Annotated in this window: 27 protein-coding genes; 24 read left to right on the plus strand and 3 right to left on the minus strand. The window is 38.7% G+C overall.

The window, feature by feature from the left end; all coding sequences use genetic code 11:
- Positions 1 to 25: 25 nt before the first annotated feature.
- Positions 26 to 1048 carry a GGDEF domain-containing protein gene (locus AC27E9_RS02170; protein WP_487126825.1) on the minus strand — a complete coding sequence of 341 codons (1023 nt, stop codon included), beginning with the start codon at positions 1046 to 1048 and terminating at the stop codon, positions 26 to 28.
- 271 nt (positions 1049 to 1319) lie between these two features.
- Between AC27E9_RS02170 and AC27E9_RS02175 the strand changes: the two genes are divergently transcribed.
- From AC27E9_RS02175 to rlmB, 3 genes are all read left to right on the plus strand, one after another.
- Positions 1320 to 1937, plus strand: a complete 618-nt coding sequence (locus tag AC27E9_RS02175; protein WP_487126827.1) for a tetratricopeptide repeat protein — start codon at positions 1320 to 1322, stop codon at positions 1935 to 1937.
- 111 nt (positions 1938 to 2048) lie between these two features.
- Entirely contained in the window at positions 2049 to 4535 is a 2487-nt protein-coding gene (rnr, locus tag AC27E9_RS02180) for a ribonuclease R (protein WP_487126829.1), read from the plus strand.
- A gap of 82 nt (positions 4536 to 4617) precedes the next feature.
- A complete protein-coding gene (rlmB, locus tag AC27E9_RS02185; protein ID WP_487126831.1) occupies positions 4618 to 5376 on the plus strand; it encodes a 23S rRNA (guanosine(2251)-2'-O)-methyltransferase RlmB in 759 nt (252 codons plus the stop codon).
- 69 nt (positions 5377 to 5445) lie between these two features.
- Here rlmB and AC27E9_RS02190 read toward each other — a convergent pair whose 3' ends face one another.
- Positions 5446 to 7287 (minus strand): methyl-accepting chemotaxis protein, encoded by a 1842-nt coding sequence (locus AC27E9_RS02190; protein WP_487126833.1) that lies wholly within the window; start codon positions 7285 to 7287, stop codon positions 5446 to 5448.
- A gap of 364 nt (positions 7288 to 7651) precedes the next feature.
- Here AC27E9_RS02190 and rpsF point away from each other — a divergent pair, with 364 nt between their 5' ends.
- From rpsF to AC27E9_RS02215, 5 genes are all read left to right on the plus strand, one after another.
- Entirely contained in the window at positions 7652 to 8065 is a 414-nt protein-coding gene (gene rpsF / locus AC27E9_RS02195; protein ID WP_487126835.1) for a 30S ribosomal protein S6, read from the plus strand.
- 7 nt (positions 8066 to 8072) lie between these two features.
- Complete coding sequence (gene priB / locus AC27E9_RS02200; RefSeq protein ID WP_487126837.1) at positions 8073 to 8405, plus strand: primosomal replication protein N; 333 nt, start codon at positions 8073 to 8075, stop codon at positions 8403 to 8405.
- A gap of 65 nt (positions 8406 to 8470) precedes the next feature.
- Entirely contained in the window at positions 8471 to 8698 is a 228-nt protein-coding gene (gene rpsR / locus AC27E9_RS02205; protein ID WP_077283912.1) for a 30S ribosomal protein S18, read from the plus strand.
- 20 nt (positions 8699 to 8718) lie between these two features.
- Positions 8719 to 9171 carry a 50S ribosomal protein L9 gene (gene rplI, locus AC27E9_RS02210; protein ID WP_487126838.1) on the plus strand — a complete coding sequence of 151 codons (453 nt, stop codon included), beginning with the start codon at positions 8719 to 8721 and terminating at the stop codon, positions 9169 to 9171.
- A gap of 239 nt (positions 9172 to 9410) precedes the next feature.
- Positions 9411 to 11261, plus strand: coding sequence for an EAL domain-containing protein (locus AC27E9_RS02215; protein WP_487126840.1), 1851 nt, complete (start codon positions 9411 to 9413; stop codon positions 11259 to 11261).
- Here AC27E9_RS02215 and AC27E9_RS02220 read toward each other — a convergent pair.
- The gene (locus AC27E9_RS02220; RefSeq protein ID WP_487126842.1) at positions 11215 to 12159 is read right to left on the minus strand and encodes a 1-aminocyclopropane-1-carboxylate deaminase/D-cysteine desulfhydrase; all 945 of its coding nucleotides are present in this window, start codon (positions 12157 to 12159) and stop codon (positions 11215 to 11217) included. The genes AC27E9_RS02215 and AC27E9_RS02220 overlap by 47 nt on opposite strands.
- Before the next feature lie 117 nt (positions 12160 to 12276).
- Between AC27E9_RS02220 and AC27E9_RS02225 the strand changes: the two genes are divergently transcribed.
- From AC27E9_RS02225 to AC27E9_RS02300, 16 genes are all read left to right on the plus strand, one after another.
- Positions 12277 to 13185 (plus strand): hypothetical protein, encoded by a 909-nt coding sequence (locus tag AC27E9_RS02225; protein ID WP_487126844.1) that lies wholly within the window; start codon positions 12277 to 12279, stop codon positions 13183 to 13185.
- The gene (locus AC27E9_RS02230) at positions 13178 to 13774 is read left to right on the plus strand and encodes a PilN domain-containing protein (RefSeq protein WP_487126846.1); all 597 of its coding nucleotides are present in this window, start codon (positions 13178 to 13180) and stop codon (positions 13772 to 13774) included. Before AC27E9_RS02225 ends, AC27E9_RS02230 begins: the two co-directional genes overlap by 8 nt.
- A gap of 4 nt (positions 13775 to 13778) precedes the next feature.
- Entirely contained in the window at positions 13779 to 14489 is a 711-nt protein-coding gene (locus AC27E9_RS02235; RefSeq protein WP_487126848.1) for a hypothetical protein, read from the plus strand.
- On the plus strand, positions 14482 to 14802 hold the full coding sequence (locus AC27E9_RS02240) for a hypothetical protein (RefSeq protein ID WP_487126849.1): 321 nt from the start codon (positions 14482 to 14484) through the stop codon (positions 14800 to 14802). The genes AC27E9_RS02235 and AC27E9_RS02240 overlap by 8 nt, the downstream gene beginning before the upstream one ends.
- Positions 14803 to 14810: 8 nt before the next feature.
- The gene (gene mshL / locus AC27E9_RS02245) at positions 14811 to 16499 is read left to right on the plus strand and encodes a pilus (MSHA type) biogenesis protein MshL (protein ID WP_487126851.1); all 1689 of its coding nucleotides are present in this window, start codon (positions 14811 to 14813) and stop codon (positions 16497 to 16499) included.
- A gap of 10 nt (positions 16500 to 16509) precedes the next feature.
- Positions 16510 to 17418: an ExeA family protein gene (locus AC27E9_RS02250; RefSeq protein WP_487126853.1), complete on the plus strand. Its 909-nt coding sequence runs from the start codon at positions 16510 to 16512 to the stop codon at positions 17416 to 17418.
- Positions 17415 to 18617, plus strand: a complete 1203-nt coding sequence (locus AC27E9_RS02255) for a tetratricopeptide repeat protein (RefSeq protein ID WP_487126855.1) — start codon at positions 17415 to 17417, stop codon at positions 18615 to 18617. Before AC27E9_RS02250 ends, AC27E9_RS02255 begins: the two co-directional genes overlap by 4 nt.
- A 1-nt stretch (position 18618) precedes the next feature.
- Positions 18619 to 20334 carry a GspE/PulE family protein gene (locus tag AC27E9_RS02260; RefSeq protein ID WP_487126857.1) on the plus strand — a complete coding sequence of 572 codons (1716 nt, stop codon included), beginning with the start codon at positions 18619 to 18621 and terminating at the stop codon, positions 20332 to 20334.
- Positions 20335 to 20345: 11 nt separating this feature from the next.
- Positions 20346 to 21584: a type II secretion system F family protein gene (locus AC27E9_RS02265; RefSeq protein WP_487126858.1), complete on the plus strand. Its 1239-nt coding sequence runs from the start codon at positions 20346 to 20348 to the stop codon at positions 21582 to 21584.
- Between the two features lie 21 nt (positions 21585 to 21605).
- Entirely contained in the window at positions 21606 to 22094 is a 489-nt protein-coding gene (locus tag AC27E9_RS02270) for a hypothetical protein (protein ID WP_487126860.1), read from the plus strand.
- A gap of 105 nt (positions 22095 to 22199) precedes the next feature.
- Positions 22200 to 22805, plus strand: coding sequence for a type II secretion system protein (locus AC27E9_RS02275; RefSeq protein ID WP_487126862.1), 606 nt, complete (start codon positions 22200 to 22202; stop codon positions 22803 to 22805).
- Positions 22806 to 22834: 29 nt separating this feature from the next.
- The gene (locus tag AC27E9_RS02280) at positions 22835 to 23338 is read left to right on the plus strand and encodes a prepilin-type N-terminal cleavage/methylation domain-containing protein (protein WP_487126863.1); all 504 of its coding nucleotides are present in this window, start codon (positions 22835 to 22837) and stop codon (positions 23336 to 23338) included.
- 160 nt (positions 23339 to 23498) lie between these two features.
- Complete coding sequence (locus AC27E9_RS02285) at positions 23499 to 23966, plus strand: type II secretion system protein (protein ID WP_487126865.1); 468 nt, start codon at positions 23499 to 23501, stop codon at positions 23964 to 23966.
- A 24-nt stretch (positions 23967 to 23990) separates the two neighbouring features.
- Positions 23991 to 24497: a prepilin-type N-terminal cleavage/methylation domain-containing protein gene (locus AC27E9_RS02290; protein ID WP_487126867.1), complete on the plus strand. Its 507-nt coding sequence runs from the start codon at positions 23991 to 23993 to the stop codon at positions 24495 to 24497.
- Positions 24487 to 25056, plus strand: a complete 570-nt coding sequence (locus AC27E9_RS02295; protein ID WP_487126869.1) for a type IV pilus modification PilV family protein — start codon at positions 24487 to 24489, stop codon at positions 25054 to 25056. The genes AC27E9_RS02290 and AC27E9_RS02295 overlap by 11 nt, the downstream gene beginning before the upstream one ends.
- Positions 25056 to 25898, plus strand: coding sequence for a PulJ/GspJ family protein (locus AC27E9_RS02300; protein ID WP_487126870.1), 843 nt, complete (start codon positions 25056 to 25058; stop codon positions 25896 to 25898). Before AC27E9_RS02295 ends, AC27E9_RS02300 begins: the two co-directional genes overlap by 1 nt.
- Positions 25899 to 25917 lie beyond the last annotated feature (19 nt).

The raw sequence follows: 25917 nt of genomic DNA on the forward strand, positions 1-25917 counted from the left end.
TTGTTATTAATTCATCATTACAACACTATAATTTAAATACCATACCGTTCTGGGATTTTTTATTTGCATAGAGCTTTTTGTCGGCAGCTTTTAGTAATTCATCCATACTTTGCTGGCCATCGCTTGCCGCCGCGCCACAACTAATTGTTATCGGTAAACGCATATTTTGATATGGCATTGGGTTATTGACAAAAAAGTCGCATAGTCGATCGCTTGCTTGCTCTGCCTCGGGTAGTGTTTGGCTAGCAAGTACTACGACAAATTCATCGCCTGCGTAGCGAAAACATTTGTCGTTTTCACGCACCAGTTCTTGTAGTTGTGTGGCAACGTATGCCAGTACTTTGTCGCCACAGTCGTGGCCATAAGTATCGTTAACCGCTTTAAATTTATTACAATCAATAAACAATACCGAAAATGGCACACCGTATCGTCGTTGGCGAATAAGTTCTTCACTGATACAAACTTCCATCAAACGTCGATTGGCAACGCCGGTTAAACGATCATAATGTGCCATATATTCAAGTTGTTCGCGTATCAAAACATTAGATAAACATAGGCTAACTTTTACTGCCAACTGCTCTAAATGAAAGGTACCTAATTTATTATGAAAACGAGTAGACGCTTTATCGGTAAATAATAAACTACCAAATAGTTTACCTTCTAATGACAAAGGTGTGAGGGCGGCAGACTTGGCACCGCGCAGTAAGTTCTTTGGTAAAAACTGATCAAGCTGTGTTAATTCATTAGTTAAAAATGGTTTTTTATTAATATGCAGTTGAGCTAGTTTTTTTACCGAAATTTGTTTGGTATTTTTTTGGTGCCAATTTGACTGCAAATTACCGTTAATTAAGTAACTAAGAGGTGTAGGCTCGGCAAGCAATAGTGAAATGCCAGACAATTGAAATTTTTCTTGAATTAAACCCAGCAGTTGTTGCAGCAGTTCTTCACTTGATTGACAGGCTAATATTTCTGTTTCAATTTCGAATAGCTTACGGGCTATGCTTTCGTTAACTTTTGAGTTTTCAATCAACTGTTGGATATTTGACACGTGCGACACTCTGCCTGCTCAAATTTTATTCATTGTGATGTTTTCTCTGGATAAGTGCAAGCTTGGTATCTTACTGTTGGCAAATTAACAGCAAACTTGTCTAATAGCCGTATTTTGGTACTAATTTTGCTTCTACATAACAATAATTAGATATTAGGACTATCGGCAAATTGTTAGCTTGATAAATAATAGGATATTATCACTAAGATTTTAGTGCGATATGACGATATAAGGTTATTCAGTGAGATATTTCACTTTACGAAGAGGCAATATGCAACGTTTAGTTTTGGCAGTGTTATTAGCATCGGCTAATTTTTTCAATGCATCGGCTGCTGAGTTAACAGCAGTACAAATATATAGTGACAACGTATTACTCGATTTAATTAAAGAGAATAAGCATTTAAGTCAGGTCGTGATCGATGATTGTCAGTTGGTGCAAGACATTGAAGCACGAGCAGTAAAGTCAAAAATGCCGTCTTATCAGTTTTTATGGGGTGATATGCTCGCTTATGGCGTGTGTGTAAAAAAAGATGTGCCATTGGGTCTGCATTATATGCAAGCTTCCGCTGACCAAGGCTTATCAGAAGCGTTAGAACAAATGGGCCGTTATTATCATATTGGCAAATTCGTTCAAATTGACGTTAATCAAGCGATAATATTTTTGAAAGAGTCAGCGGCTTTAAATAATTTAAAAGCGCAGTTGCGGTTGGCAGATATTTATTTAGCTGGCGATGGTAGCCCGCTAGATTTTCCACAACTATATGTGCAACTGCATCAATCGGTAACCGATGATAAAAAGCAACATAAGAATATTGCTATGCAATTAGCTAAATTGGCAGATAAAATGCCAGAGCGGGTAGTTAATGCCGCTAAGAAAGGAAAATATTAGTCGTATAATCGGCACTTATTCGTTTGCGAATGATCAGTCTGTCATTGTGCCGAGGTTTGGGTATAACGTTAATCTACGATATACTTAACAAAAAACCATTATTGAATAAATGTGACCGAAAACGACCCACACCAACAGCGAGAAGCTGACAAATACGAAAAACCAGTAGCTAGCCGAGAGCTACTTTTATCGTTGATTGAAAAATCCAATATCCCGCCTACTTTTAAAGCCTTAGTAAAGCAACTTAATTATCAAGATGATGATATGTTGGTTGGCTTAAAGCGTCGCCTTCGAGCGATGGAAAATAGTGGTCAAATTGTGTTTAATAAATTTAAACAATACGCTATTGCCTCTCGTAGCAATGTCTTAACAGGGAAAGTTATTGGTCACCGTGATGGCTTTGGTTTTTTTGCCCCAGACAATGGCTCAAAAGATTTATTTATTTCTTCGCATGAAATGCAACGGGTTATTCATGGTGATGTTGTAGAAGCCATTTTACTTGACCGTACTGACCGAAAAGGTCGCAAAGAAGTTAAAATTCTTGATGTTATAGAGCCGAGAAAGTCGGGAGTTGTTGGTCGGTACTATGTTGACCATCATATTGCCTGTGTAGTGCCTGATGACGCACGCATTCAACAAGATATTCTAATCAAACCCGATAAAAAATCAGGTGCTCGCCACGGTCAAGTGGTGGTGGTAGAAATTATCCAACGACCAACTAAACGGTCAAATGCAGTTGGTAAAGTTGTCGAAGTATTGGGTGAGCATATGGCTCCCGGTATGGAAATTGATATTGCCTTGCGAGAGCATGATTTACCCTATCAATTTTCAGCAGAAGTAAAAGAAGAGGTTGTGGTAATTGCTGATGAGGTGGAAGAGTCAGCAAAAGTCCCCCGCGTTGATCTGCGTGATTTGCCATTGGTAACCATTGATGGTGAAGATGCTCGTGACTTTGATGATGCTGTTTATTGTCAGCCTAAAGCTAGTGGTGGCTGGCGTTTATGGGTTGCCATAGCTGATGTTAGTTATTATGTTCGGCCAAAAACTGCTTTAGACGATGAAGCCATTTCTCGTGGTAACTCTGTTTATTTCCCAAGCCAAGTTATTCCAATGCTGCCGGAAAAACTCTCGAATGGTTTATGTTCGTTAAATCCTAATGTTGATCGTTTATGTATGGTTTGTGAAATGACCATAAGTGCAGCAGGTAAGCTTTCTGGTTCTAAATTTTATCCTGCAGTAATGCGCTCGAAAGCTCGTTTTACTTACAGTAAAGTGGCGACCATACTGGGCGTAAATCCGCAACAAACCGATAAAGAATCTCGCGAAGCACTAAGAGCTGAATATCAACCCTTAGTGGCTGATTTAGAAAATCTTAATGAAATGTACCTGGCGTTAACCAAAGCGCGTACAGTACGCGGTGCTATTGCATTTGAAACGACAGAATCATTGTTTTTATTTAATCAGGAAAGAAAAATTGATTCAATTGTGCCTTTGGTTCGCAACGATGCCCATAAGATAATTGAAGAGTGTATGATTCTAGCCAATGTGGCTACGGCTAAGTTTATTGAAAAACATAGCAAGCCAGGCTTGTTCCGTGTTCACGATAAGCCTAGTGAAGAAAAGTACAATAATTTTATGAGTTATGTCAGTGAGCTTGGACTTGATATGTCATCAATGGGAGAGCGAAAAGCTCAACCAGAGCCAAGCGATTATTGCCATATTTTAGAAAAAATTTCTGGGCGTGCAGATCAAGAGTTAATTCAAACGATGTTATTGCGCTCAATGCGCCAAGCGGTTTATCAGAGCGATAATATTGGTCATTTTGGTTTAGCTCTGCCTTCATATAGCCACTTTACCTCTCCCATCCGTCGCTACCCTGACCTAGTTGTGCATCGCGTTATTAAGGCTATTTTGGATGAACAGGCTCAAAGTGATGCCAACGTTGGTGGACATAGTTATTCACCGGAAGCGGTAATTGAACTTGGAGAACATTGTTCAATGACCGAGCGACGTGCCGATGATGCCACTCGCGATGTTTCCGATTGGCTAAAATGTGAATATATGCAAGATCATGTGGGAGCAACTTTTACCGGTGTTATTTCAACGGTTACTAACTTTGGGCTTTTTGTACGCTTAGCTGATTTACATATTGAAGGTTTAGTACATATCACTTCTTTAGGGCATGATTATTATCATTTTGATGATGTTCGTATGTGTTTGTCAGGTGAGAATACTGGTGCAAAATACCGTATTGGAGATACTATTGAAGTCCAAGTTGCCGCGGTTAACTTAGATGAAAAGAAAATTGATCTAGCGTTAGCGGGCGACGGTACGGTATTAAAGCGTGCTAAACCATTACCTGCCGGACGACGATCAGATAAAAACTCAAAGAGCAGGGCCGGTAAAAAAGGCACGGGTAAATTTTCGGCTCAAGCACAAGAAGCACCTCAAGGGCGTAATAAGAAAAAAAGCTCCGAAAAAAAATCGACCAAAAAAGAGCAGAAAAAAACTGATAAGTCGACCACAGCCAAAGCTAAAAAACGCAAAGCTCGGAAAAAGAGGCCTGGTAAGAATGCGCGAAAGGCAAAAAATCAGTAAGTATTAAATTTCATTTCAGTCACTGGCAGTTACTTCGATTTCTGCCAATAGCTTCATTTAAAAAGTAATAGCGAAAATATTTATGGCAAAGCAAGAAGAGTTAGTATTTGGTATTCATGCCGTTAAAGCATTAATGGAACATGCGCCAGAACGATTTATTGAATTATGGTTATTAAAGGGTCGTGAAGATGATCGGTTAATGCCGATTATAAATTTGGCTCGCCAGTATGGCATTGCTACACAAATGGCTAACCGTAAAGTGCTTGATGATAAGAGTGACGGTGAACAGCATCAAGGTGTTGTTGCTCGCGTAAAGCCAGGTAAAACCTTCACGGAGGCGGACATAGACGATATTCTTGCGGTAGCTGAACGTAAACAGCAAGCGCCATTTTTATTAATTCTTGATGGTGTTACTGACCCTCATAACTTAGGTGCCTGTTTACGAAATGCCGATGCCGCTGGTGTTCAAGCCATTATCGTACCAAAAGACAATGCGGCTCGCATAACAGCAACTGTACGTAAAGTTGCCGTGGGTGCCGCAGAAACTGTGCCGTTAGTGCAAGTAACAAACTTGGCAAGAACCATGAAAACTCTGCAACAAAAGGGGGTTTGGATTATCGGTACGGCTGGTGAAACCGATACTTGCCTTTATGATGAGAAGTTATCGGGACCTATGGCATTAGTGATGGGGGCAGAAGGTAAAGGTATGCGCCGTTTAACCCGTGAGAATTGCGATCAACTTGTGAAGTTACCTATGGCAGGAGAAGTGTCAAGTTTGAATGTTTCAGTGGCAACGGGCATTTGTTTATTTGAAATAGTACGTCAACGCATGACAAACTAAGGCATAAATTTAAAAATACCAATTTATGAATAAGCAGCTTTAAATCAAAGCTGCTTATTTTTCTTCATGCTAGCTATTTGTGTTTAGCTTATAGGTTAGTAGACTTAAGGTTTTCTCATTGGCAAGTGAGCACGTTTTTACACTTTGTTGAGCTTGCGTAAGCATGGCGTCATTGTCACCTTTCATATCGGTGATATTTTCAGATATTTCATGAATAGCGACACTTTGCTCTTTAATCGCCCCTGCGATATTAGCCGTCATCTCTTGGATTGAATTTACTTCTGAAATAATATCGCCTAACGTTTGAGTCGACTGTTTTACTTGTTTGACATTATCAATACTACCGTCGCGACAATGATTGACTTTTTCTACGGCTCTAATTGTCATCGACTGCAGTTCAGTAATAATATAAGTAATTTGCTCTGTAGAAGTCTGTGTTCTATTGGCTAAAGTACGAACTTCATCGGCAACAACTGAGAAGCCTCTTCCTTGTTCACCCGCACGAGCTGCTTCAATTGCAGCGTTCAAAGCCAGTAAATTTGTTTGTTCAGCAATGCCTTTAATTTCTTCAATAAAGCCATTTATAGAGCGACACTTTTCTTCGAGTTGGCCGATATCTTTGGTTGAATCGATCAGTTCGTTAGCATTAGTACTTAAAAAGTCACTCAAGTTATTAAGTTGTTGTTGCCCAACTTCTGCTTGCTGCGCAATTATATCTGCAGTTGAGGCTGTTCGCTCTGTACTATTAACTATTTCTGCTGCCGAGCAGTCTAGTTGTACTGTTGCCGCAGATACTTGCTCGTTTTTCATTGCCTGTTGATGTAAATTTTTTTGGGTTGATTGTGCGTTTTGCTCAACTGACGCACTTACATTTCGCAGGTCTTCAACAGCTGAGTTTATTTTATTAGTAAACTTAATAAAGTTATTTACTGCGTCTATAACTTTACCGAATTCGTCATCTGTTTCTTTTAATACTTGCTTTGAAAAATCTCGTTCTTCGATAATCGCTTCTATATTTGTTATTGCACTCTTAATAGGGGAAATAATGATCTTAATAAGCTTGATAATAAATACTGATAGCACTGAAGATATGACGAAAAATAGTATAAGTGATGTCCAAAAGGCTTTATTCTCTTGTTGCTCAACAAAGGCACTGGTTTCGGTAATGGTTCTATTTAGCAATGTTTCAGCATTATGGGTAGCTGTACGCATTTCTCCTCTAATACCGCTGTCTTGTTTTAAGCCTATTTTTTGCTCAATCGCACTATAAGCTGTTATGGCATTTTCGTACTCATCAATAAGCGTTGCAGTATTAGCAATATGCTGAGAGTCGAACTTTAAAGTAGCAACCGATGTTGCTAATTTGTCGAGGTAATTGCTATCGCCACGTAACATATAATCTTTTTCATGGCGGCGAATAGTTAAGAGCGTAACTTGTTGAGTTGGCTCGTTAAGTGATTTGTAAATATCTTCTAGCTTATGAGTGGCGCGACGCAGCTCCCCATAGCGTCCGGAGTCTTTATCTAAGCCTTTTAGCTTCATTGCATTAACAAGCTCAGTGAAATTTTCGCGGTACTGGCTAAAGTTTTCACTAAGCTGTGCGATTGGAATATGACCACCTATGCTGTCATTTAAACTTGCTAATGTAGTTAACTCTTTATTGAGCTGTGAAAAATTATCGCCGTGTTTATCAAAATATTTAGGCAATTTTCGTAGCATGAAGTCTTTTTCATTGCGTCTTAGTTGTAATGCAATTATTCCAATTTGCTGTACGGTTGATTTTGCTTGCTGGAGTTGTTTAATTTGGTAGGAAAAGTAGTTAGTAGTAAATAGTAGTAATAACAAACCGAAAATAACTGCAGATAGCAAAACTAAAAGTTTATTTTTTAAAGATAGTGTCCTTGAAGGCATATGATGTTCCTTATCTAACTATATTTATTGTCTAATATATTTCCTTGTTACTATTAAACTAGAAGCTAGGTTATTTAAATGCAATAAAAACATGACATATGTCACATTCTGTTAACAAGGTTTTGGTATTTAACGTGTGTGTTGAATGAAAAGTGAACAGGTTTGTTTTGTTTTAGTTTTGTTAGTAGGTGATATTTCTATTTGCGCAATTGCTCTTTAAACATAGTAGGAATATTAATGTCTTGCTATCGCCGCTGCTTTTATCTACAATACGCGACCTTAATTCAGCCTGAACTTTTTGTTCCTTGCCTCAACTGGTGTTGGCTGAGCCAGATAATGAGGCTACAACCGTAAGGAGCTCGTAATGCGTCATTACGAAATCGTATTTATGGTTCACCCTGATCAGAGTGAACAAGTACCAGCTATGATTCAGCGTTACAGTGATATCATCACTAATGCTGAAGGCAACATCCACCGTCTTGAAGACTGGGGTCGTCGTCAATTAGCTTACCCAATCAATAAACTACACAAAGCACACTATGTTCTTATGAACATTGAAGCGCCACAGTCAGTTATTGATGAATTAGAAACTTCTTTCCGTTATAACGATGTTGTTATTCGTAACATGATCATGCGCACTAAAGGCGCGGTAACTGAAGCTTCAGCAATGGCTGCTGCTAAAGAAGACCGTCGTGAAGAGCGTCGCGAAGTGAAGAAAGAGGTTGCTGCACCAGCTGCTGAAGCACCAAAAGCAGAAGAAGCTGCGAGCGAAGAATAAGTAACCAATGACGCAGTCTCATGCTATGAATAATAGTTTAGAGAATTGCTTAGTGTTGACCGGCCATGTGGTTAAGCCACCTAAAACGTCAACAAGCCCAGCAGGTATTCAACATTGTCAGTTTTCGATAGACCATAAGTCTATACAAAATGAAGCTGGCATGAACAGGCAAGCGTTTGTTCGAATACAAGTTGTAGCAACAGGCAATGTGTCAACACACTTAACTCGTGATTTAATTGAAGGCTGTAATGTTAAAGTGACTGGTTTTATTAACCGTCATGAATCTAGAAACGGTAATCCGCTTTTAGTATTACATGCCCAACATATTGAAATGATTTAATTAAGGCTATTTTATTTAACCGACAATTATCGGAGTAATAAACTAAGCCATTTTAGGAGAAATCCATGTCTCGTTTTTTTAGACGTCGTAAGTTCTGCCGCTTTTCAGCGGAAGGTGCTGCTGCAATCGATTATAAAGATACAGCTGTACTAAAAAACTATATCACTGAAAGTGGTAAAATTGTTCCTAGCCGTATTACTGGTACAAGTGCTAAATACCAACGTCAACTTGGTCGTGCGATCAAGCGTGCTCGTTACTTAGCATTATTACCATATACTGATTTACATAAGTAACCTAATAAGGGGTTTTGAAAATGGAAGTAATCCTTCTTGATAAAATCGCCAAATTAGGCGGCCTTGGTGACAAGGTAACAGTTAAATCTGGTTACGCTCGTAACTTTTTATTACCAAAAGGTAAAGCAGTATTTGCCTCTAAAGCTAACGTTGAGCACTTTGAAGCTCGTCGTGCTGACTTAGAGAAAAAACTTGCTGAGCAATTAACTGCTGCAGAAGCTCGTGCTGCTAAGTTAACTGAATTAGCTGAAGTTACTATCGCTTCTAAAGCAGGTGACGAAGGTAAATTATTCGGTTCAATCGGTACGCGTGATATTGCTGATGCAATCACTGAAGCTGGTGTTGAAGTTGTTAAAGCTGAAGTACGTTTACCTTTAGGTAGCATCCGTGAAACTGGTGAATTTGATATCGTAATTCACGTACACACAGATGTAGATGCAACAGTTAAAGTTGTTGTAATTGCTGAAGCTTAATAGCTACTAGCAAACGTATAATAAAAACCCTGAATTCTGCAAAGAGTTCAGGGTTTTTTTATAGCTAAGTGCCATACTCCAGGTACTTGTGAACTTATCACAAATAGTACTATGCAGTTGTTTTGTCGATTGATTTAGTTTTATATTAAAACCTTGTGAGAAAAATTTCGTCTACACTTGAGTGAATGGTTGGTGAAAAAGGATTATTTGAGTGATAACAGTTCAGAAGCGGAGTACATATGTCGTCAGCCGTTAAAGATCTACTAGAAACTACTAATCAGGTACTTAAACGCATTTTTGTTGGTATTTATTTGCTTGTTAGTTTTTGTTTGCTTGGAACTGTTTATCAACAACAAAATAACACTCATGATGAAGTCGAGCTTCTTCTTGCTAACAACATAGCGATTACTCAGTTAAATAATTCGTCCTTATATTCGATCAGTGACTTTCCTCAAAATTCATTGAAAACGAATTTGTTTTATCGACAAATAGCACTTTCCGAAAGCCATCATTACATTAATTTTCAGCAACCGTATTTATTATTGTTAACGTCTCCAATTTATCTTTTTTTGTCATTCATACTTTTTGTTGCTTTTATTACTAGTAAAAAAACATTTATGCGAGCCTACCAAGCAGAACTGTCTACCTTAGATAAGCTCAAATCCTGGGCTAATTTGGCAATTATTCGTGGTGAAGTGAGCGAAATAAAAACGGTTGCTAGTAAGGAAAAGCACCATGAAATATTAACTACTATTCAAGGTATGCAGCAGCAATTGTATAACAATGTTGTTAGTGATATTTCTTCTGATCAAAATATTCGGGCAAGTGTGTTACTTGATCAGGAAACGCGTATTGGCAATCGTGCGTTTTTTGATAACCGCTTACAGGCCTTTTTGAAAGATGAAGATGTTCAAGGGGCGGTTTTATTAATCCAATTTGAAGAATTGGAATTAGTACAAAGCTTGTATGGGTATCAGCAAGCGATGTCATTGCTCTCATTACTTATTCAAGTAACAAAGCAACGGCTGCAAGGCCAGCCTAATTACTTTTTGGCGCGCCGAAGTGACTTTGAATTGTCAGTGTTATTGCCGGGGGTGTTTATTAATGAAGTTGAAAAGCTATCAGAAAGGCTATTAAAAAATTTACAATCTGTCACGCTTCCTATTGGTATTAATCAGGAGGAATTTATTCATATTGGAGTTAGCTACTTTGGCCACGACCAAGCGGCATATCAAGTAATGTCGGAGGCAGATATGGCATTACGAACGGCCCAGCTACAAGGACCATCACAATGGTTCATGTTTGAAATAGGAGAATTGGAAGCCGTAAAAACCAAAGGCTCATTAAAATGGCGGACGTTTTTAAGCTCAGCAATTGATAGTAATGCCTTTGTTATATTTTTTCAGCCCGTTATTGCTTGTGATACGGCGCAGGTTTTACATCATGAAGTGCTATCAAAAGTCCGAGATAAAGATGGGGCTTTGATAAGTGCCCGAGTTTTTTTACCTATGGCACGTAAATGCGGTTTAACAGTGAAAATTGATTTGCTCATTCTTGAACAGGTTTGTCGGGTACTAGCCTATGAGAAAAAACAACATGATGGTTGTAGTATTAACATTTCTATTGATTCACTCCTGTCTGCTGATTTTGTCTCGACATTTTTGGAAATAATAACGCGGTTTCCCGAATTGAAAGGGCAATTAATGATCGAAATTAGTGAATATCAGCTGGTTAGCCATAGTGGAGAATTAGCACCTGTAATAAACACAATAAGTGGTGCTGGCGTAAAAATTATTGCCGATAAAGTTGGCCAATATGTGGTTAGTGCAAATTATTTAAATCTTTATCCTATTCACGCGATGAAACTGCATCGAAGTATCGTACTAAATATTGATCAAAAAACAGAAAACCAGGTGTTTATTCAAAGCTTAAAAACTTTAGCCGAACCGAAAAATATTCCAATTTATGCCCTAGGTGTAGAACAGCAAACAGAATGGCGTACTTTATTGCAATTGGGCGTTAAAGGTGGGCAAGGGCACTTTTTTACCGAACCGGTGGCACAGGTAGCGAAGGCCATTCATCTGCATTAAGAATGCCGCGTTCAAACATACCCGCCAATCCTTGTAGGCCGCCAGTATGTAATAATACAATACGGTGCTGGGCAGGAAAGTAACCTGTCTCAACAAGGTTGAGAAGTGCTAATAGCATTTTACCTGAATAAACCGGTTCAAAATCAATACCTGTGTCGATGCTAAATTCTCGTATTTTGTTAGTATCGTCCTGACTAAATTTCGCATAGCCGCCACAATGGTATTCGTTTAATAGCACCCAGTTGCTATATGCTTTTGCATGTTCAGGTAGCAAGTTTCTAATTTGGTTTTCTAAATATGTTTCTTGCTTTAGCACTGAGACACCAAGTAGTTTATGTTGTTCCTTATCGCCGACAATTAATCCAGCAAGTGTGCCGCCACTGCCAACGGGGATCATTAACGTATCAAATGTCGCTTGTTGGTTAAGCTCATCAATAACCTCAGCAACGCCAGTTAATGCTAAAGTATTGCTGCCCCCTTCTGGTACTATGGCGTAGTCAGGGTATTGTTGCTGTAAGTGCTGTAAATATATTTCATCATCGCGTAAACGATAAGTTTTTCGATCAACAAAAATTAACTTCATTCCCCAATGTTTGGCCCAAGCTAAGGTATAGTTATTTTGGTTACTTGCTTCGCCACGAATGATTGCAATAGCAGGTAATTTTTGTTGGTAGCAGGCAAAAGCTGTGGCATGTATGTGATTGGAAAAACAACCGCCAAAAGTGATAATGCCTTTTTTTCCCGTTGCTTTAATATCTTGTAAATTATATTTGAGCTTGCGCCATTTATTACCTGAAATAATATTATCAAGTTTATCATCACGTTTTATCATAACTTGTACATTATGCTTGGCGAAGGTTGGGTGATTAATTGGTTGCAAAATAGAAGGCGCAGACATAAAAGATGTATCTCAGAATAAGCTAAATAAAATGAAGTAATTAAAACACTTGCGTCGAAATTAGAATCAGCGATAATGGTTTTATCTTGCACGTAAATAAAATAATAATATCGCTTAATGTCAATTATTACACGTATCACAAGTATTTTCTCTAAACCAAAATCCTCTGATGTGATCGGTATTGCATTACGACAGCACTCCGTTGCTTTCTTTGCAAAAAAAGAGACTGAAAATCAGTGTGATGCCATTGAAAATAAAGCACTTCCTGTAGCAAGTACCCTAAAGACGCTAGTGTCTGAGCATGAATTCTCAGGTCAATGTCATCTTGTGCTATCAAATACTCAATCACAAATTGTACAAGTTGATCGACCAACAGTGCCTGATGCTGAAATTAATGCAGCTTTAAAATGGCAAATTAAAGATCTTGTCAGTATTGCACCGGATAATATGGTACTTGATTACTTTGACGGACCTGTATTAGCTGGCGGCCTAGAAAAAATTAATGTTGTTTGCGCAGCAAAAAATGAATTAATTGAATTGGTCACATTGTTAACAACCGATGATATGAGCGTCGGGAGTATTACCACTGAAGAGTTTGCTTTTGCAAGTTTATTGCCGATTCAACAGGATGCGATATTACTTGTTTGTCAGCAGCCCAATGAAGAAATCAATTTATTGATCATTAAAAACGGTCAGTTGTTTTTTAGCCGTCGTTTACGTGGCTTTAGCCAAATAGCAAACAAAAATGAAATGGATTTAACTTCTGGTACTATTGATGCTCTGAGCTTGGAGATCCAGCGCTCGACAGATTATTTTGAGCGACAGCTTAAACAAGCACCAATTAAAACTATTGAGGTGCTAGTGCCGATGGCGAATGAAGCCTTTTTAGCACGTAAGTTAGCTGAAAATACCAACGTTGAAGTGAAGTTATTTGAAATGCCTAGTTTGCTTGAGAATGAGCGGGAAAAAGCGGTAGCGATTGCAGCCACAGCGCTTAACTTTATGGAGCCAGAAGCTAATGGCTAAATATTCAATTAATCTATTACAAGCTGACTTATTGCCAGCAAAAGTTTTTTGGACATTGAACCGCGTGGCGAGTTTATGGCTGATTGTATTAGCGATTATGTTGGCGTTTATTTTTATTGTTCAGTTACAAGTCAGCAGTTTAAACGCTGAGTATCAAACGCTTAATTCTGTCAATAGCCAACAAAAAATGCAATTGCAAAAACTAGAATTAGATATTGCCAATAACCGTAAAGACGCAAATTTATTAGCTCAATTAAATACCATCAAATTAGTTATAGATAATAAACAACATTTACATCAACAGTTAACGGATCCAACCCAAACATACAGTGCAGGTTTTTCTACTGCTATGGCTGAGCTAGCTGAGCTACACGATAAGAATATCAGTTTACAGCGGGTGACTATTGGAAATGGCAATATGACGTTTTCGGGCTTAGCAAGAAGTCCTGATGCTGTGCCTAATTGGTTATCTGGTTTTGAGTCGTCTACGTTCCTTTCTGGAAAACGTTTTGTTAATTTCACTTTGTCAGAAAACGAGCAGCAAGTAACCGAATTTGTTGTTAGCTCTGCACAAGCTAAAGGAGAGTAGTAATATGACTCAATGGCAGCTTTATGGTGAAAAATTTAATAATATTTCAAAGCGAGAACAGTATTTAATTATTGCCACTGGCCTAATTGGCATTGTTTTTATTTTGTATACTTTGTTTTTGGATACACCTGTCCAACGTATTACGAAATTAAATAAACAAATAGCGCAAACTCAAACAAGTAATCGTAATAATGTTAACTCAATTGAAATGTTAGAGCAGGCGTTACTAGAAGATCCTAATTTAGCGTTAAAAAAGGAATTGGCACAGTATCAGGCCAAACTTGGTGAAATTGACGAGCAATTACTGCGCTTAACTTCAGACTTAATTGATCCTATTCAAATGCGTCACGCCTTAATTAAGTTATTAAAGTTGCAAAAAGGCGTAAAAATGTTGTCTTTTGAAGTACTACCGGCAGAGCCTGTAACGAAAAATAAAGTAAAGGCAGATACAGTGAATACTAGTGCTGACATTGCTAACGCTGAAGGTAATGATTTATCAGCTGAAAGCCCGCAATTACGATTATATCGCCATGGCATTAAAATTAAATTACAAGGGCAGTACTTTCAGCTGCGTAAATATTTACAGCAATTAGAAGAGTTGTCGTGGAAGTTCTTTTGGCAAGAGTTTGATTACCAGCTAAAAGAATATCCCGTTAGTGAGCTTGAAGTCGAAATATATAGTTTGAGTACTTCACAGGAGTTTATCGGTGTATAAAATTGCCAGCACTTTATTAATACTCATATTGCCATTATCGGTAAGTAGTCAACAAACAGATCCTACACGTCCTTTTGGTGCAACAGCGGCTGTTAGCCAAAGTAGCGACAGTAAATCTGCATTAGTTTTACAATCAATTATTCAAAGTAACCAATCAAAAAAAGCCATGATTAATGGTGAGGTTTTAACGGTTGGCGATAAATATCGAGATTTTGAGCTCATAGCCATAAACTCGAATGGGGTGGTGTTGCAATCATCACAAGGTAGAATGGAATTGTCTTTATTTTCCGGTGTTATAGCGAACTCAAAATGAAAAAAATAATGAAAAATACAAAACACCAAGTTCAATGGTTATGTTGTACCGCCGTTTTGGTATTAGCTGGTTGTCAATCAGCACCTAAACCACCAACGGAGATAACACAGGCATTAGATAACGCCATTGCCGAAACCAGCAAACCTGCGGCTCCTAAACCACTACAAGGTTTACCTAGTTCTGTCAGACAAGAGCTAATGCAAAAAGAAGTGAGCCAAGCTCGCCAAGGACTATTGGCTGAGAAGCGTTTACAAATAGCTGCTAGCGGCGTTGCTGCTGAGCAATTTTTTGCTGCTATTGTTGAAGATTCAGCATATAGCATTGCTGTTCATCCTGATGTAACTGGCGCTATTACTTTAAACTTAAAAGATGTCACGCTTAATGAAGCACTGGATGTTATTGCATCGTTATACGGTTACGACATTCGTCGACAAGGTCGTGTTATTCAAGTTTACCCTGCAGGCATTCGCACAGAAACTATTCCATTAGATTATCTTTACGTAAAACGTAGCGGTATTTCTAGTACCAGTATTAATTCTGGTGGCGTATCTGAAAACGACCCGAATAACAGCAATAATGGAAGCAGCAATAATAACAACCGTAACAACAGCAATAATAATAGTGGCGGCAATAACGGTAACAATAATCAAAATGGCAGCAGCGGTATTAATATTTATACCGAGAATGAATCTGACTTTTGGACCGAGTTAAAAGAAACCTTAACAGCATTGGTTGGCAGTGAAGATGGTCGTTCAGTAATTGTTTCTCCGCAAGCGGGCTTAGTAACGGTACGTGCAATGCCTGCTGAAATAAGTGCAGTTAAAGGTTTTATCGAAAGCACGCAAGAACATTTGCGTCGTCAAGTGATTATTGAAGCAAAAATAATGGAAGTGACACTTAATGATGACTATCAACAAGGGGTCGAATGGAGCAATGTTTTAGGTCACATAGAGAGCACTGATATTGGTTTTTCAACAAATGGTAATATTGCGGGTAATGCGATTTCAGCAAGTATTGGCGGTGCAACAGGAATAACGTTTAGAAATGCTGACTTCACCAGTGTTATTCGTTTGCTATCCACACAAGGTAACGTGCAAGTATTATCAAGCCCAAGAATTACTGCCACCAATAACCAGAAAGCGGTGATTAAAGTTGGCGAAGATGAGTACTTTGTCACAGAAGTCTCTAGCACGACCACAACGGGTACCGCAACAACAACTACACCAGAAGTGCAGCTTACCCCATTTTTTTCTGGTATTGCCTTAGATGTAACACCACAAATAGATGCTAATGGAGAAGTGATTCTACATGTTCATCCATCGGTAACACTAACCGATGAACAAACCAAAACAATTCGCATAGGTGGTGAGGATCTTTCTCTACCACTTGCACAAAGTAGTGTTCGTGAATCTGACACCATTATTAAAGCGCAGTCGGGTGAGATTGTTGTTATTGGTGGTTTGATTGAAACACGCCGTGTTGATAATGAATCTAAAACCCCGCTATTAGGTGATATACCGTTAGTTGGTGAGCTTTTTAAGAGTAAAAGTAATGCTACTCAAAAGAAAGAGTTGGTTATTATGTTGAAGCCAGTTGTGATAGGTCATGATACTTGGAAAAGCCAATTACAAGATGCCCGTGCGCTGTTAAAGCAATGGTTCCCGGAAGATTCGGACGCAAACGTCACGAGCAACTAAGTAATCTGCTATGTACTTGTATCATTTTGGCTTACGAGAATTACCATTTACCTTGACGCCAAATACTAATTTTTACCTAGGTCTTGAGCCTCACAATGAGGCTTTAGCCGTACTAACCACAGCATTAAAAACAGGCGAAGGTTTTATTAAAGTTGTCGGTGAAGTCGGGACTGGAAAAACCTTAATGTGTCGAAAGTTACTTAATGAAATTCCTGAACATTTTGTAACCGCTTATATCCCTAATCCGTATTTAAAGCCTGATGAATTGCGTCGAGCAGTTGCTGTTGAGCTAGGTGTTAAGCAAGCGCAACGTATGTCGGTACAGTTATTAACGCAACGCATTCAAACGCGATTATTAGAATTACACAAGCAAGGACATTCGGTAGTATTAATTTTAGATGAAGCGCAAGCATTACCTGCTGAAAGCCTCGAAGCCTTGCGGTTATTTACTAACTTAGAAACAGAAACACGTAAGTTGTTACAAGTAGTGCTATTTGCGCAACCAGAGCTTGACGAGCGACTAGCGGAAACCGCTTTTCGGCAATTAAAACAGCGGATCACCTTTTCTTATAAATTACGTTCGATGACTGCCCATGAAGTTGAGCATTATATTCAACATCGAATGCAAGTGGCAGGATATAAAGGTGCTAGTTTATTTAATCATGCATTAGCGAAAAAAATAGCGAAAGTAACCCAAGGCGTGCCTAGATTGGTAAATATACTTTGTCATAAAATGCTGATGCTTGGCTATGGCGAGGGTAGTTATCAGCTGACAAAAAAACATTTATACAGCGCGATACAAGATACCGAAGGTATGCAAGGGTATAAAAAAACGAATGTAACGATGGTAAGTATATTAGCAATTATTACAATTGCAGCATTGTATTACGCATGGCGTATTTCCGGAGTGTCATTATGAGCGTTATCAACCAAATGTTGAAAGACCTTGATAAACGTCAAGGTGAGCAAAATGTCGACACGAATACAGTACTACCTGCCGCGACAAAAAGTTCAAATATGAAATGGCTATTATCAGTAGTTTTAGTGATTGTTATCATTAATATTGCTGGCGTATTTGCATGGCAACTTTACAGCGAAAACCAGCAATTAAAAGAACAAGCTCAACAGAGTGCTGCCAAAACTAATCGTACTGAAAGCAATATCACTAATAACGGGTCAGCGAGCACTGAACAGGATAAAAATGCAGAAAAAAAAGCTGGAGCTATTATTGTTGATGCCATTGAATCGTCTTTCGCAGTAGAGTCTGTTGCTGACGAGTTGCAAGCCAACTTTGACAAAAATCAGCGAGCGATAGACAAAGAATCAGCAACAAGTTCTGTCGCCGATAACGAGCAACCATTAAATGAAGAAGCTATACAAATACTTGAGAGCAGTCGTTTAGATGATGCAACCGCTACGCCTGACAAGCTGTCTACAAAAAAAGGTTTACAAAAAGGTGAGGTAGTAATAGCAAATAAAGCTACTGTTGAGGCAGAACAAGTCATTGAAAAAAGTAAACCTCGCTTAAGCATTTCTCGCTCGCAATTATCGCCACAAGCGCTAGCAAAAAAGAAAATCACTCAGGCTGAACAGGCAATGGAAGTTAATAATTTAAGTAAAGCTGAGTCATTATTTGAAGAAGTTTTGCTGTTATTACCTGAACATGAAGTTGCGAGAAAACAGCTTGCTGCACTTTGGTATGGGAAAAAAGAATATCAAAATGCAATAAATTTATTGTCTCAAGGTCTTGCTCTTGCGCCACAGTCAGAAGAAATGCGTCTAATGAGTGCAAGAATATATTTTGAGCAAGGACAAGCACAATCGGCATTAAACTTGTTAGTTCCGGCTAGTAACAGCAATTCGGTGGAATTACAGGCGTTATTGGCAAGCGTTGCGGCTGAAGTTAATGAACACAATCAAGCGAGTTCAGCCTATCATAAATTATTAGCCATTGAGCCTCATGTAGGGCGCTGGTGGTTAGGGCTTGCGGTTTCATTAGATAGCCAAGGGCAATTTAGCCAGGCCAGTAATGCTTATCGTCAAGCAATGGCAACGGGCAATCTTTCAAGTAATACCATGCAATTTGCTCGTCAGCGACTAGTAGAGTTAGGAGAATAATATGGCAGCACCTAAATTAAAAATGCGTTTAGGGGACCTTTTGGTTCACGAACATATTATCAGCAACGAGCAGTTGATGCAGGCATTGAATAGTCAAAAGTCGACCGGCAGAAAGCTCGGCGATACCCTGATTGAGCTTGGTCATATTGGTGAACAACAATTACTTGAATTCCTTGCCCAACAACTTGATGTACCATTTTTAGATATTAGTCAGCGTCGTATTCCAGGCGAAGTAGCCTTGCTCTTGCCAGAAGTACACGCTAGGCGGTTACGTGCATTAGTTATTGAAGATCAAGGTGACTCGGTATTAATTGGCATGAGTGATCCTGCTGATTTAAGTGCGCTTGACCAAATCGAACAAATGCTGGCGCCAAAGCGCTTAAATCTTGCGGTGGTTATGGAGTCACAGTTATTTGAGGCTTTTGACGGCTTATATCGACGTACGGCCGATATTGAATCTTTTGCCAGTCAATTAGAAGAAGAATACGATCAAAGCAGTGACTTTGACTTATCAAGTTCTTTTCTTGAAGAGGGCGGCGATGCAACGGTTGGTAAATTACTACAATCAGTTTTTGCGGATGCAGTGCAAATGCGGGCATCTGATGTACATATTGAACCCGATGAAAACTCTTTAAGAATTCGCCAACGTATTGATGGCGTATTACAAGAAAATATTCTTAAAGAAAATAAAATTGCTTCAGCAATGGTCTTGCGATTAAAGCTAATGGCAGGGCTTGATATTTCAGAGAAGAGATTGCCGCAAGATGGTCGCTTTAACCTACAAATCAATGGTCATAGTATTGATGTCCGTATGTCGACAATGCCGGTGCAGCATGGTGAATCGGTTGTTATGCGTTTATTAGACCAATCAGCGGGGTTGTTGTCGCTTGACGAAACGGGCATGCCAGAGCATTTCGTGCAACGTATTCGCCACCAGATATCACGTCCACATGGTATGGTGCTAGTGACGGGGCCGACCGGTAGTGGTAAAACCACAACCTTGTATGCCGCGCTTAGCGAACTAAATAAAGCCAGTAAAAAAATTATTACCGTTGAAGACCCTGTTGAATATCGCTTACCTCGGGTCAATCAGGTACAAGTTAACAGTAAAATTGATCTTACATTCTCCAGTGTTTTACGTACCGCTTTACGACAAGATCCCGACATTTTAATGGTCGGTGAGATGCGCGACCAAGAAACAGTTGAAATAGGTTTGCGAGGTGCATTAACTGGTCATTTAGTGTTATCTACACTCCATACCAATGATGCAATTACCAGTGCCCTACGTTTACTTGATATGGGCGCTGCAGGCTTTTTAGTTGGTAGCTCATTACGCGCTATTATTGCACAGCGTTTAGTACGTAAGGTTTGTGAAGGTTGTCGAAAAGTGCACACGCCAGATCAGCAAGAAATGTTGTGGTTATCGCATTTAGTTGGCGATGACGTTAAAGATATTCAGTTTAGTCATGGTAGTGGTTGTCAGTCATGTCAATACACTGGTTATAAAGGCCGTATTGGTGTATTTGAGTTACTGGAAATGAATGAACCTATGATGGCAGCCTTAAAACGTGATGATACTGAGGCATTTACATCGCTAGCAAAACAGCATCCTGAATTTAAGCCACTTGCGTTAGCAGCGTTTGATTATGCTAAGCTAGGAATTACCAGCGTTGAAGAAGTATTACGTTTGGTAGAAACTGTCGACGTAACAGGATAACTTGATAAATTATGCCCGCTTTTAATTATATCGGACGAGATGCCAACGGAAGCCAAGTAAAAGGGGCAATTGATGCAGCTAATTCTACCTTGGTGGCTGAGCAGTTATCACGCCAGCGTATTATTCCAATATCGATTGAAAGCGCAAAGAGTAGTGTAGCCGAAGATGGCTCTAAAGATATTGATATCAGCGATTTACTGGGATTGAACCAAGTAACTTTAGATGACTTAATTGTTTTTTGTCGTCAAATGTATGCGTTAATCAAATCCGGTGTTCCTATTCTACGTGCAATTAATGGTATGGCTGAGTCGAGTACGTCGGTAAAATTAAAGTCGGCACTTACTGATATTGCAGCGCAATTAGAGGGTGGTTTCCCACTATCAACAGCATTGCATCAACACCCTAAATTGTTCTCTCCACTTTTTATTTCTTTAGTGCATGTTGGTGAGAATACCGGTAACTTGGATGATGCTTTTTTAAAGCTTGCAAGTTACTTTGAGCGCGAACAAGAAACACGAAAACGTATTAAAACTGCACTTCGTTACCCTTCTTTCGTACTAATTGCTATTGTTGCGGCAATGGTCATTTTAAATATCTTCGTTATTCCAACCTTTGCCAATATGTTTGCAAAATTAGGTGCTGATTTACCTTGGGCAACTAAAATGCTAATTGTCAGTTCAAACTTCTTTTTGGATTATTGGCCTCATATGCTGGTCGCTACTATTGTTGGGATATTTTCCTTACGTCATTACTTAAGAACCCCACGTGGTATGTATTTGTGGGATAAAAGAAAATTAAAATTACCTGTAGTAGGTGGGGTTATTGAACGCTCAATACTTTCGCGTTTTTCTCATAGTTTTTCTATTATCTTACGAGCTGGCGTGCCAATGACGTCAGGCTTAACCTTAGTTGCAGATGCGGTTGACAATACTTTTATGCGCGAAAAAATAATAGCTATGCGTAGCAGCATTGAAAGTGGCGAAAGCTTATTACGGTCTGCTGTTACAAGTACTTTATTTACACCACTGGTATTACAAATGATTGCTGTTGGTGAAGAAACTGGCCGAGTTGATGAATTACTTGAAGAGGTTGGTGATTACTACGAGCGTGAAGTTGATTATGAACTAAGCACCTTAACGGCTCGTATAGAGCCAATAATGATCGCCATAGTTGCTGCAATGGTACTAGTATTAGCATTAGGTATATTTACCCCTATGTGGGATATGATGTCAGCATTTAAGGGTAATTAATATGCATAGTAAGCCCATTCGATGACATCGCAACAAGTTTCTGAAAAGAATGAAAAATCATTGGGAGAAATGCTAGTGGTTGTGGTACTCGTTGCGTTATTAATGTCGAGTTTTATTTTTTACTTTTTTAAACACCAAGGGCAGTTAACACGAGCTGGCTTTGAATCAGTTAGCAACGTATTTTCGGCGCGTGTAAACGGTATACATGCGCAATGGTTTATGGAGCTGCAACCAAAAAATGTCACAATTGACAGTAACATTGAAGGTGATAGTAAAGTTGTTGTGCCTGTTAATGACGACGGCTGGGTTGATGTGCAGAACTCAGCATTGCGGTGCCAAAGCATATGGCAGTATGTCATGGAATCACCATTAATATATATGAAACAGCCTATTGGAGCGGTATTGGTTGAATCGCAAGGTGAACACTCGATAAGTTACTGTCAGTTTAGCTTACCTAGCGGTGAGTATTTCACTTATCAAAGTAATAATGGCAAAGTGAAGTTTCAGTAATCGTTAAAAGTTAGTGGTAGAGCTACGTATAATTACAACTAAGTAGGTGACTTTGTTAGTAATTCGTTGTTAGAATTAGTTATATTGTTTATAAGTGAGGTTGGTATGAAAAAACAATCAGGTTTTACCTTAATAGAATTAGTTATCGTAGTCGTGATTTTAGGCTTTTTGGCTGTGACAGCAATCCCTAAATTTATCGATTTAACCGACCAGGCAAAACAAGCAAATATTGAAGGTATGGCTGGTGGTTATGCTACGGCCGTATCACTAGCTCGAGCACAGTGGGAAGCGGAAGGTCGACCACAAGATACCGGAGGCCGTAACTCGGTTGACTACGATGGTGCTACTTTAGTGCTTACCACTGAAACTGACGATGTACGTCCAGGTTATGCAGTTGGTTTAACGGGCGGGGCAGCATTAGGTACAGGATTTACTTCAACAAACTGTATTGAAATTTGGCAAAATATTTTACAACAACCGCCAGCATTAACAGATAACATTAATACCTTAAATAATGACAATACTATGGATTATTTTGTTGCTAAATCAGGCACAACTGAAACAACGTTATGTCATTATTATTTAAAAGAAACGTTAAATAAAGATTCGAACAATAATTTTACTAATCCAGGTGTTTTGACAACTGTAGGTAATAGTTTTACATATCAGCCAGCTGATAGCTCAGTAGTGGTTTACATTAATAATAATTAATTCTTGATTAATAATAGAAGGTTCATTTTATGAAGAAGTTAGCAAATAATAGTTTTAATCAGCAAAAAGGTTTTACCTTAATTGAGTTAGTGGTCGTTATTGTAATTTTAGGTATTTTAGCGGCAACAGCAGCACCTAAATTTATTGATTTAACGGGGGACGCTAGACGTTCAGTTATGGAAGGTGTGCAAGGTAGTATGAATAGTGCTATTAATCTTGTACATGCTAAAGCTTTAGTTGAAGGCCAAACTGGTGCTACAGGAGAAATTCAAATTGGTACTGAGTTTTTCGCACTCGTTCATGGGTACCCATCTGCAGCTGCTGAAGGAGACGGTCAATCGACAGGTAATGGCTTTGGACTAGCTGAGCTAATTGAACTTGAAGATGGCACAGACATTACAATTACAAACGCAAGTCCGGCAGTGGTTACTCATAGCGGCACAGCTACAGGAGATGTTTGTACATTATCATATGCTAATGCTACAGATGCAGAAACACCGCCTGTTGTTACTGCTACATTAACAGATTGTTAATTCGATTGGTTATACTAAAGGAGAGCATAGCTCTCCTTTTTTTTTGATTAAAATTTAATATTTAAATACATTATGTTAAGTTATTGCTATGTAGTACTTTTTAGTTGAAAGTATTTGAATATGGGCGGATCAGAGAATTATGAAGGCCAACGGATTTACATTGATAGAATTGATTGTTGTTATTGTCATTCTTGGTATTTTGGCAGCCACAGCAGCACCGAAATTTATAAATTTAAAAGCTGATGCGCAAACAGCAACCTTGGAAGGTGTAAAAGCTGCGATGCAAAGTGCATCGTCATTAGTGCATAGTAAGTCGTTAGTAAAAGGCAATCAAAAAGAATCTCTTAGCACGGTAAATATTGGCGATAACGGTGGTGATAGTAATGACGGTGAATTATTTATTACCTTTGGTTACCCTGTTGCTAATAATGGTGAATGGCAACGACTTCTCAATTTAAATCCAGACGATTTTAAGTATAGAGCATTAGGTGGAACTGGCGGGAGTGTTACTGCAATTTACCGGACAGATGTAACCCCGCCTACTAGTACCGAGGATCCATGCCTAGTTTACTATGTTAAGGCGTCTTCTGACAGTTTACCATCATTCACCTTAAATAAATGTGAATAGCAGCGTTTGGCCCTTGGAATGAAAGTGTGTGACCAATTAAATAAAAATTCGTTATTTAATCATCAAGGAGGCTTCACTCTAATTGAACTGATTATAGTGATCATCATTTTGGGTATACTTTCAGTTACTGTTGCACCAAAATTTTTTACATCAAAGGGCTTTTCTGAGCATGCGTATCGTAGTGATGTTATTGCAAAATTACGGTTGATACAAATCAAAGCAATGCAACAAACGGGAGATAATGCTCTTGACTGTCACCAAGTACTCATTACTAGCACAAAAATAGGTGCTCCAGATGATTGTGATGATACGCCAAGTTTTACTAGTAGCTGGGATGCAAGTAAAGTAGCTACAGGTTTAGAAATCAATTCTAGTGATGCTGTTTCCTTTTCGAGTAATATAACAGGTAATAGTTTTTCCTTTGACGATATGGGCCGTCCAATGTCTTGTGCTTCATGTGAAATTTCGATTATAGGTGAACAAACATTAAAGATAAAAATAGAGGCAGAGGGCTATATTCATGCCCTATAATTTTGTTGATTTAAAGTCACAGTTAACTTCAAAAGATGTAAGAGGTTTTACATTAATAGAGACAATAGTGGGCATAGTTGTGCTGTCAATTGCTTTCTCTATTTTTACCACGTTAATATATCCTCTAGCTAATCAGAGTGCAGAACAGGTACATCAAATTAAAGCCGCAGAACTGGGGCAATCAATGATTAACGAGATATTAGGTAAGGCCTTTGACCAAAACTCGGATATGTCTGGTGGTTTTTCTCGTTGTGGTGATGCCGGAGCATCACCTTGTACGCCTTCAAGTGAACAGGGGGGTGAAATTGGGGAATCCCGTGAAAGCTATAATGATGTTGATGATTACAATGGTTTGATAACTTTAGCAACGTCTTTGGGGGATGATATTGCATTTAGCGAGGCCTATATAGGCTACGCAATCGATGTTGAAGTTATTACTGACGGTAATTTTGATGGGCAACCTGATAATATTAACAATATAGCAAAGTTGATTACTGTCATTGTTACTACCCCGCAAGACTTTAAATTTGCTTTTTCTGTTTATCGAGTGAATTTCTAATGTTCATTCAAAAGTCAAAAAGTAATGGGTTCACGTTAATTGAATTGATCACAGTTATTGTGATTTTAGGGGTTTTGGCAACGAGTATTACATCGTTTTTAAGAATAGGAACAAGGAATTATACAGATGCAGCTGATAGAGAAGCTCTAGTTTCGACGGCTAGGTTTGTTATTGAACGTTTAAATCGTGAAATCAGAAATGCACTGCCTAATAGTGCAAGATTAAGTAATGAACAAAAATGTTTAGAGTTTACTCCAATAGCAATGAATGCTGTTTATTTGGATGTGCCAGTATTGCCAGAGTCAGCAACGGATACTATTTTTATAGCGCCATTTGCAAGTGGGCGAGTTTCTAATAGCTCCAGAATTTCTGTCTACGGTTTGAACAGTAATGATATCTATGGTGTAAATAATGGAGTTATTGCTAGTTTTGACCCTGATGCTGATGATGTACTTAAGCCTTTATATGTTAAGTCAGCAATAACTAACACTTCTGACGCTGTAACGTTAATATTAGAAAATACTTTAAGGTTCAATGCGGACTCACCCACAAGTCGCTTATACTTCATTGAGTCGCCAGTAACGTATTGTTTAGAAAATAATAAATTATATCGATATGATAGTTATACGCAGTACACCATTAGTGGTATACCTGTAGTCAATGGAGAAACAAGTAGAGTATTAATGGCTGAACATATCATAAATGAAAGTTTGGAAGCTCCTTTTAATGTTACTGAAGCCTCACTACAACGAAACGCTTTGGTCTCACTTTGGCTTAAGTTTGGTTTGAATTTTGAAGAGATAACATTCGCAAATGAAATTCAGGTTCCCAATGTGCCATAAAATTACTAAAACTAATTAC

The organism is Colwellia meonggei (genome assembly GCF_057537295.1).

Excerpts from the sequence above, each read along its gene's own strand:
- AC27E9_RS02255 (WP_487126855.1), top strand. The coding sequence starts at position 17,415 with ATGAGCGTTATCAACCAAATGTTGAAAGACCTTGATAAACGTCAAGGT.
- rpsR (WP_077283912.1), top strand. The coding sequence starts at position 8,471 with ATGTCTCGTTTTTTTAGACGTCGTAAGTTCTGCCGCTTTTCAGCGGAA.
- AC27E9_RS02230 (WP_487126846.1), top strand. The coding sequence starts at position 13,178 with ATGGCTAAATATTCAATTAATCTATTACAAGCTGACTTATTGCCAGCA.
- AC27E9_RS02225 (WP_487126844.1), top strand. The coding sequence starts at position 12,277 with ATGTCAATTATTACACGTATCACAAGTATTTTCTCTAAACCAAAATCC.
- rpsF (WP_487126835.1), top strand. The coding sequence starts at position 7,652 with ATGCGTCATTACGAAATCGTATTTATGGTTCACCCTGATCAGAGTGAA.
- priB (WP_487126837.1), top strand. The coding sequence starts at position 8,073 with ATGACGCAGTCTCATGCTATGAATAATAGTTTAGAGAATTGCTTAGTG.
- AC27E9_RS02265 (WP_487126858.1), top strand. The coding sequence starts at position 20,346 with ATGCCCGCTTTTAATTATATCGGACGAGATGCCAACGGAAGCCAAGTA.
- AC27E9_RS02220 (WP_487126842.1), bottom strand. The coding sequence starts at position 12,159 with ATGTCTGCGCCTTCTATTTTGCAACCAATTAATCACCCAACCTTCGCC.
- AC27E9_RS02215 (WP_487126840.1), top strand. The coding sequence starts at position 9,411 with ATGTCGTCAGCCGTTAAAGATCTACTAGAAACTACTAATCAGGTACTT.
- AC27E9_RS02270 (WP_487126860.1), top strand. The coding sequence starts at position 21,606 with ATGACATCGCAACAAGTTTCTGAAAAGAATGAAAAATCATTGGGAGAA.
- AC27E9_RS02175 (WP_487126827.1), top strand. The coding sequence starts at position 1,320 with ATGCAACGTTTAGTTTTGGCAGTGTTATTAGCATCGGCTAATTTTTTC.
- AC27E9_RS02190 (WP_487126833.1), bottom strand. The coding sequence starts at position 7,287 with ATGCCTTCAAGGACACTATCTTTAAAAAATAAACTTTTAGTTTTGCTA.
- rplI (WP_487126838.1), top strand. The coding sequence starts at position 8,719 with ATGGAAGTAATCCTTCTTGATAAAATCGCCAAATTAGGCGGCCTTGGT.
- AC27E9_RS02250 (WP_487126853.1), top strand. The coding sequence starts at position 16,510 with ATGTACTTGTATCATTTTGGCTTACGAGAATTACCATTTACCTTGACG.
- AC27E9_RS02300 (WP_487126870.1), top strand. The coding sequence starts at position 25,056 with ATGTTCATTCAAAAGTCAAAAAGTAATGGGTTCACGTTAATTGAATTG.
- AC27E9_RS02275 (WP_487126862.1), top strand. The coding sequence starts at position 22,200 with ATGAAAAAACAATCAGGTTTTACCTTAATAGAATTAGTTATCGTAGTC.
- rlmB (WP_487126831.1), top strand. The coding sequence starts at position 4,618 with ATGGCAAAGCAAGAAGAGTTAGTATTTGGTATTCATGCCGTTAAAGCA.
- mshL (WP_487126851.1), top strand. The coding sequence starts at position 14,811 with ATGAAAAATACAAAACACCAAGTTCAATGGTTATGTTGTACCGCCGTT.
- AC27E9_RS02260 (WP_487126857.1), top strand. The coding sequence starts at position 18,619 with ATGGCAGCACCTAAATTAAAAATGCGTTTAGGGGACCTTTTGGTTCAC.
- AC27E9_RS02295 (WP_487126869.1), top strand. The coding sequence starts at position 24,487 with ATGCCCTATAATTTTGTTGATTTAAAGTCACAGTTAACTTCAAAAGAT.
- AC27E9_RS02235 (WP_487126848.1), top strand. The coding sequence starts at position 13,779 with ATGACTCAATGGCAGCTTTATGGTGAAAAATTTAATAATATTTCAAAG.
- AC27E9_RS02280 (WP_487126863.1), top strand. The coding sequence starts at position 22,835 with ATGAAGAAGTTAGCAAATAATAGTTTTAATCAGCAAAAAGGTTTTACC.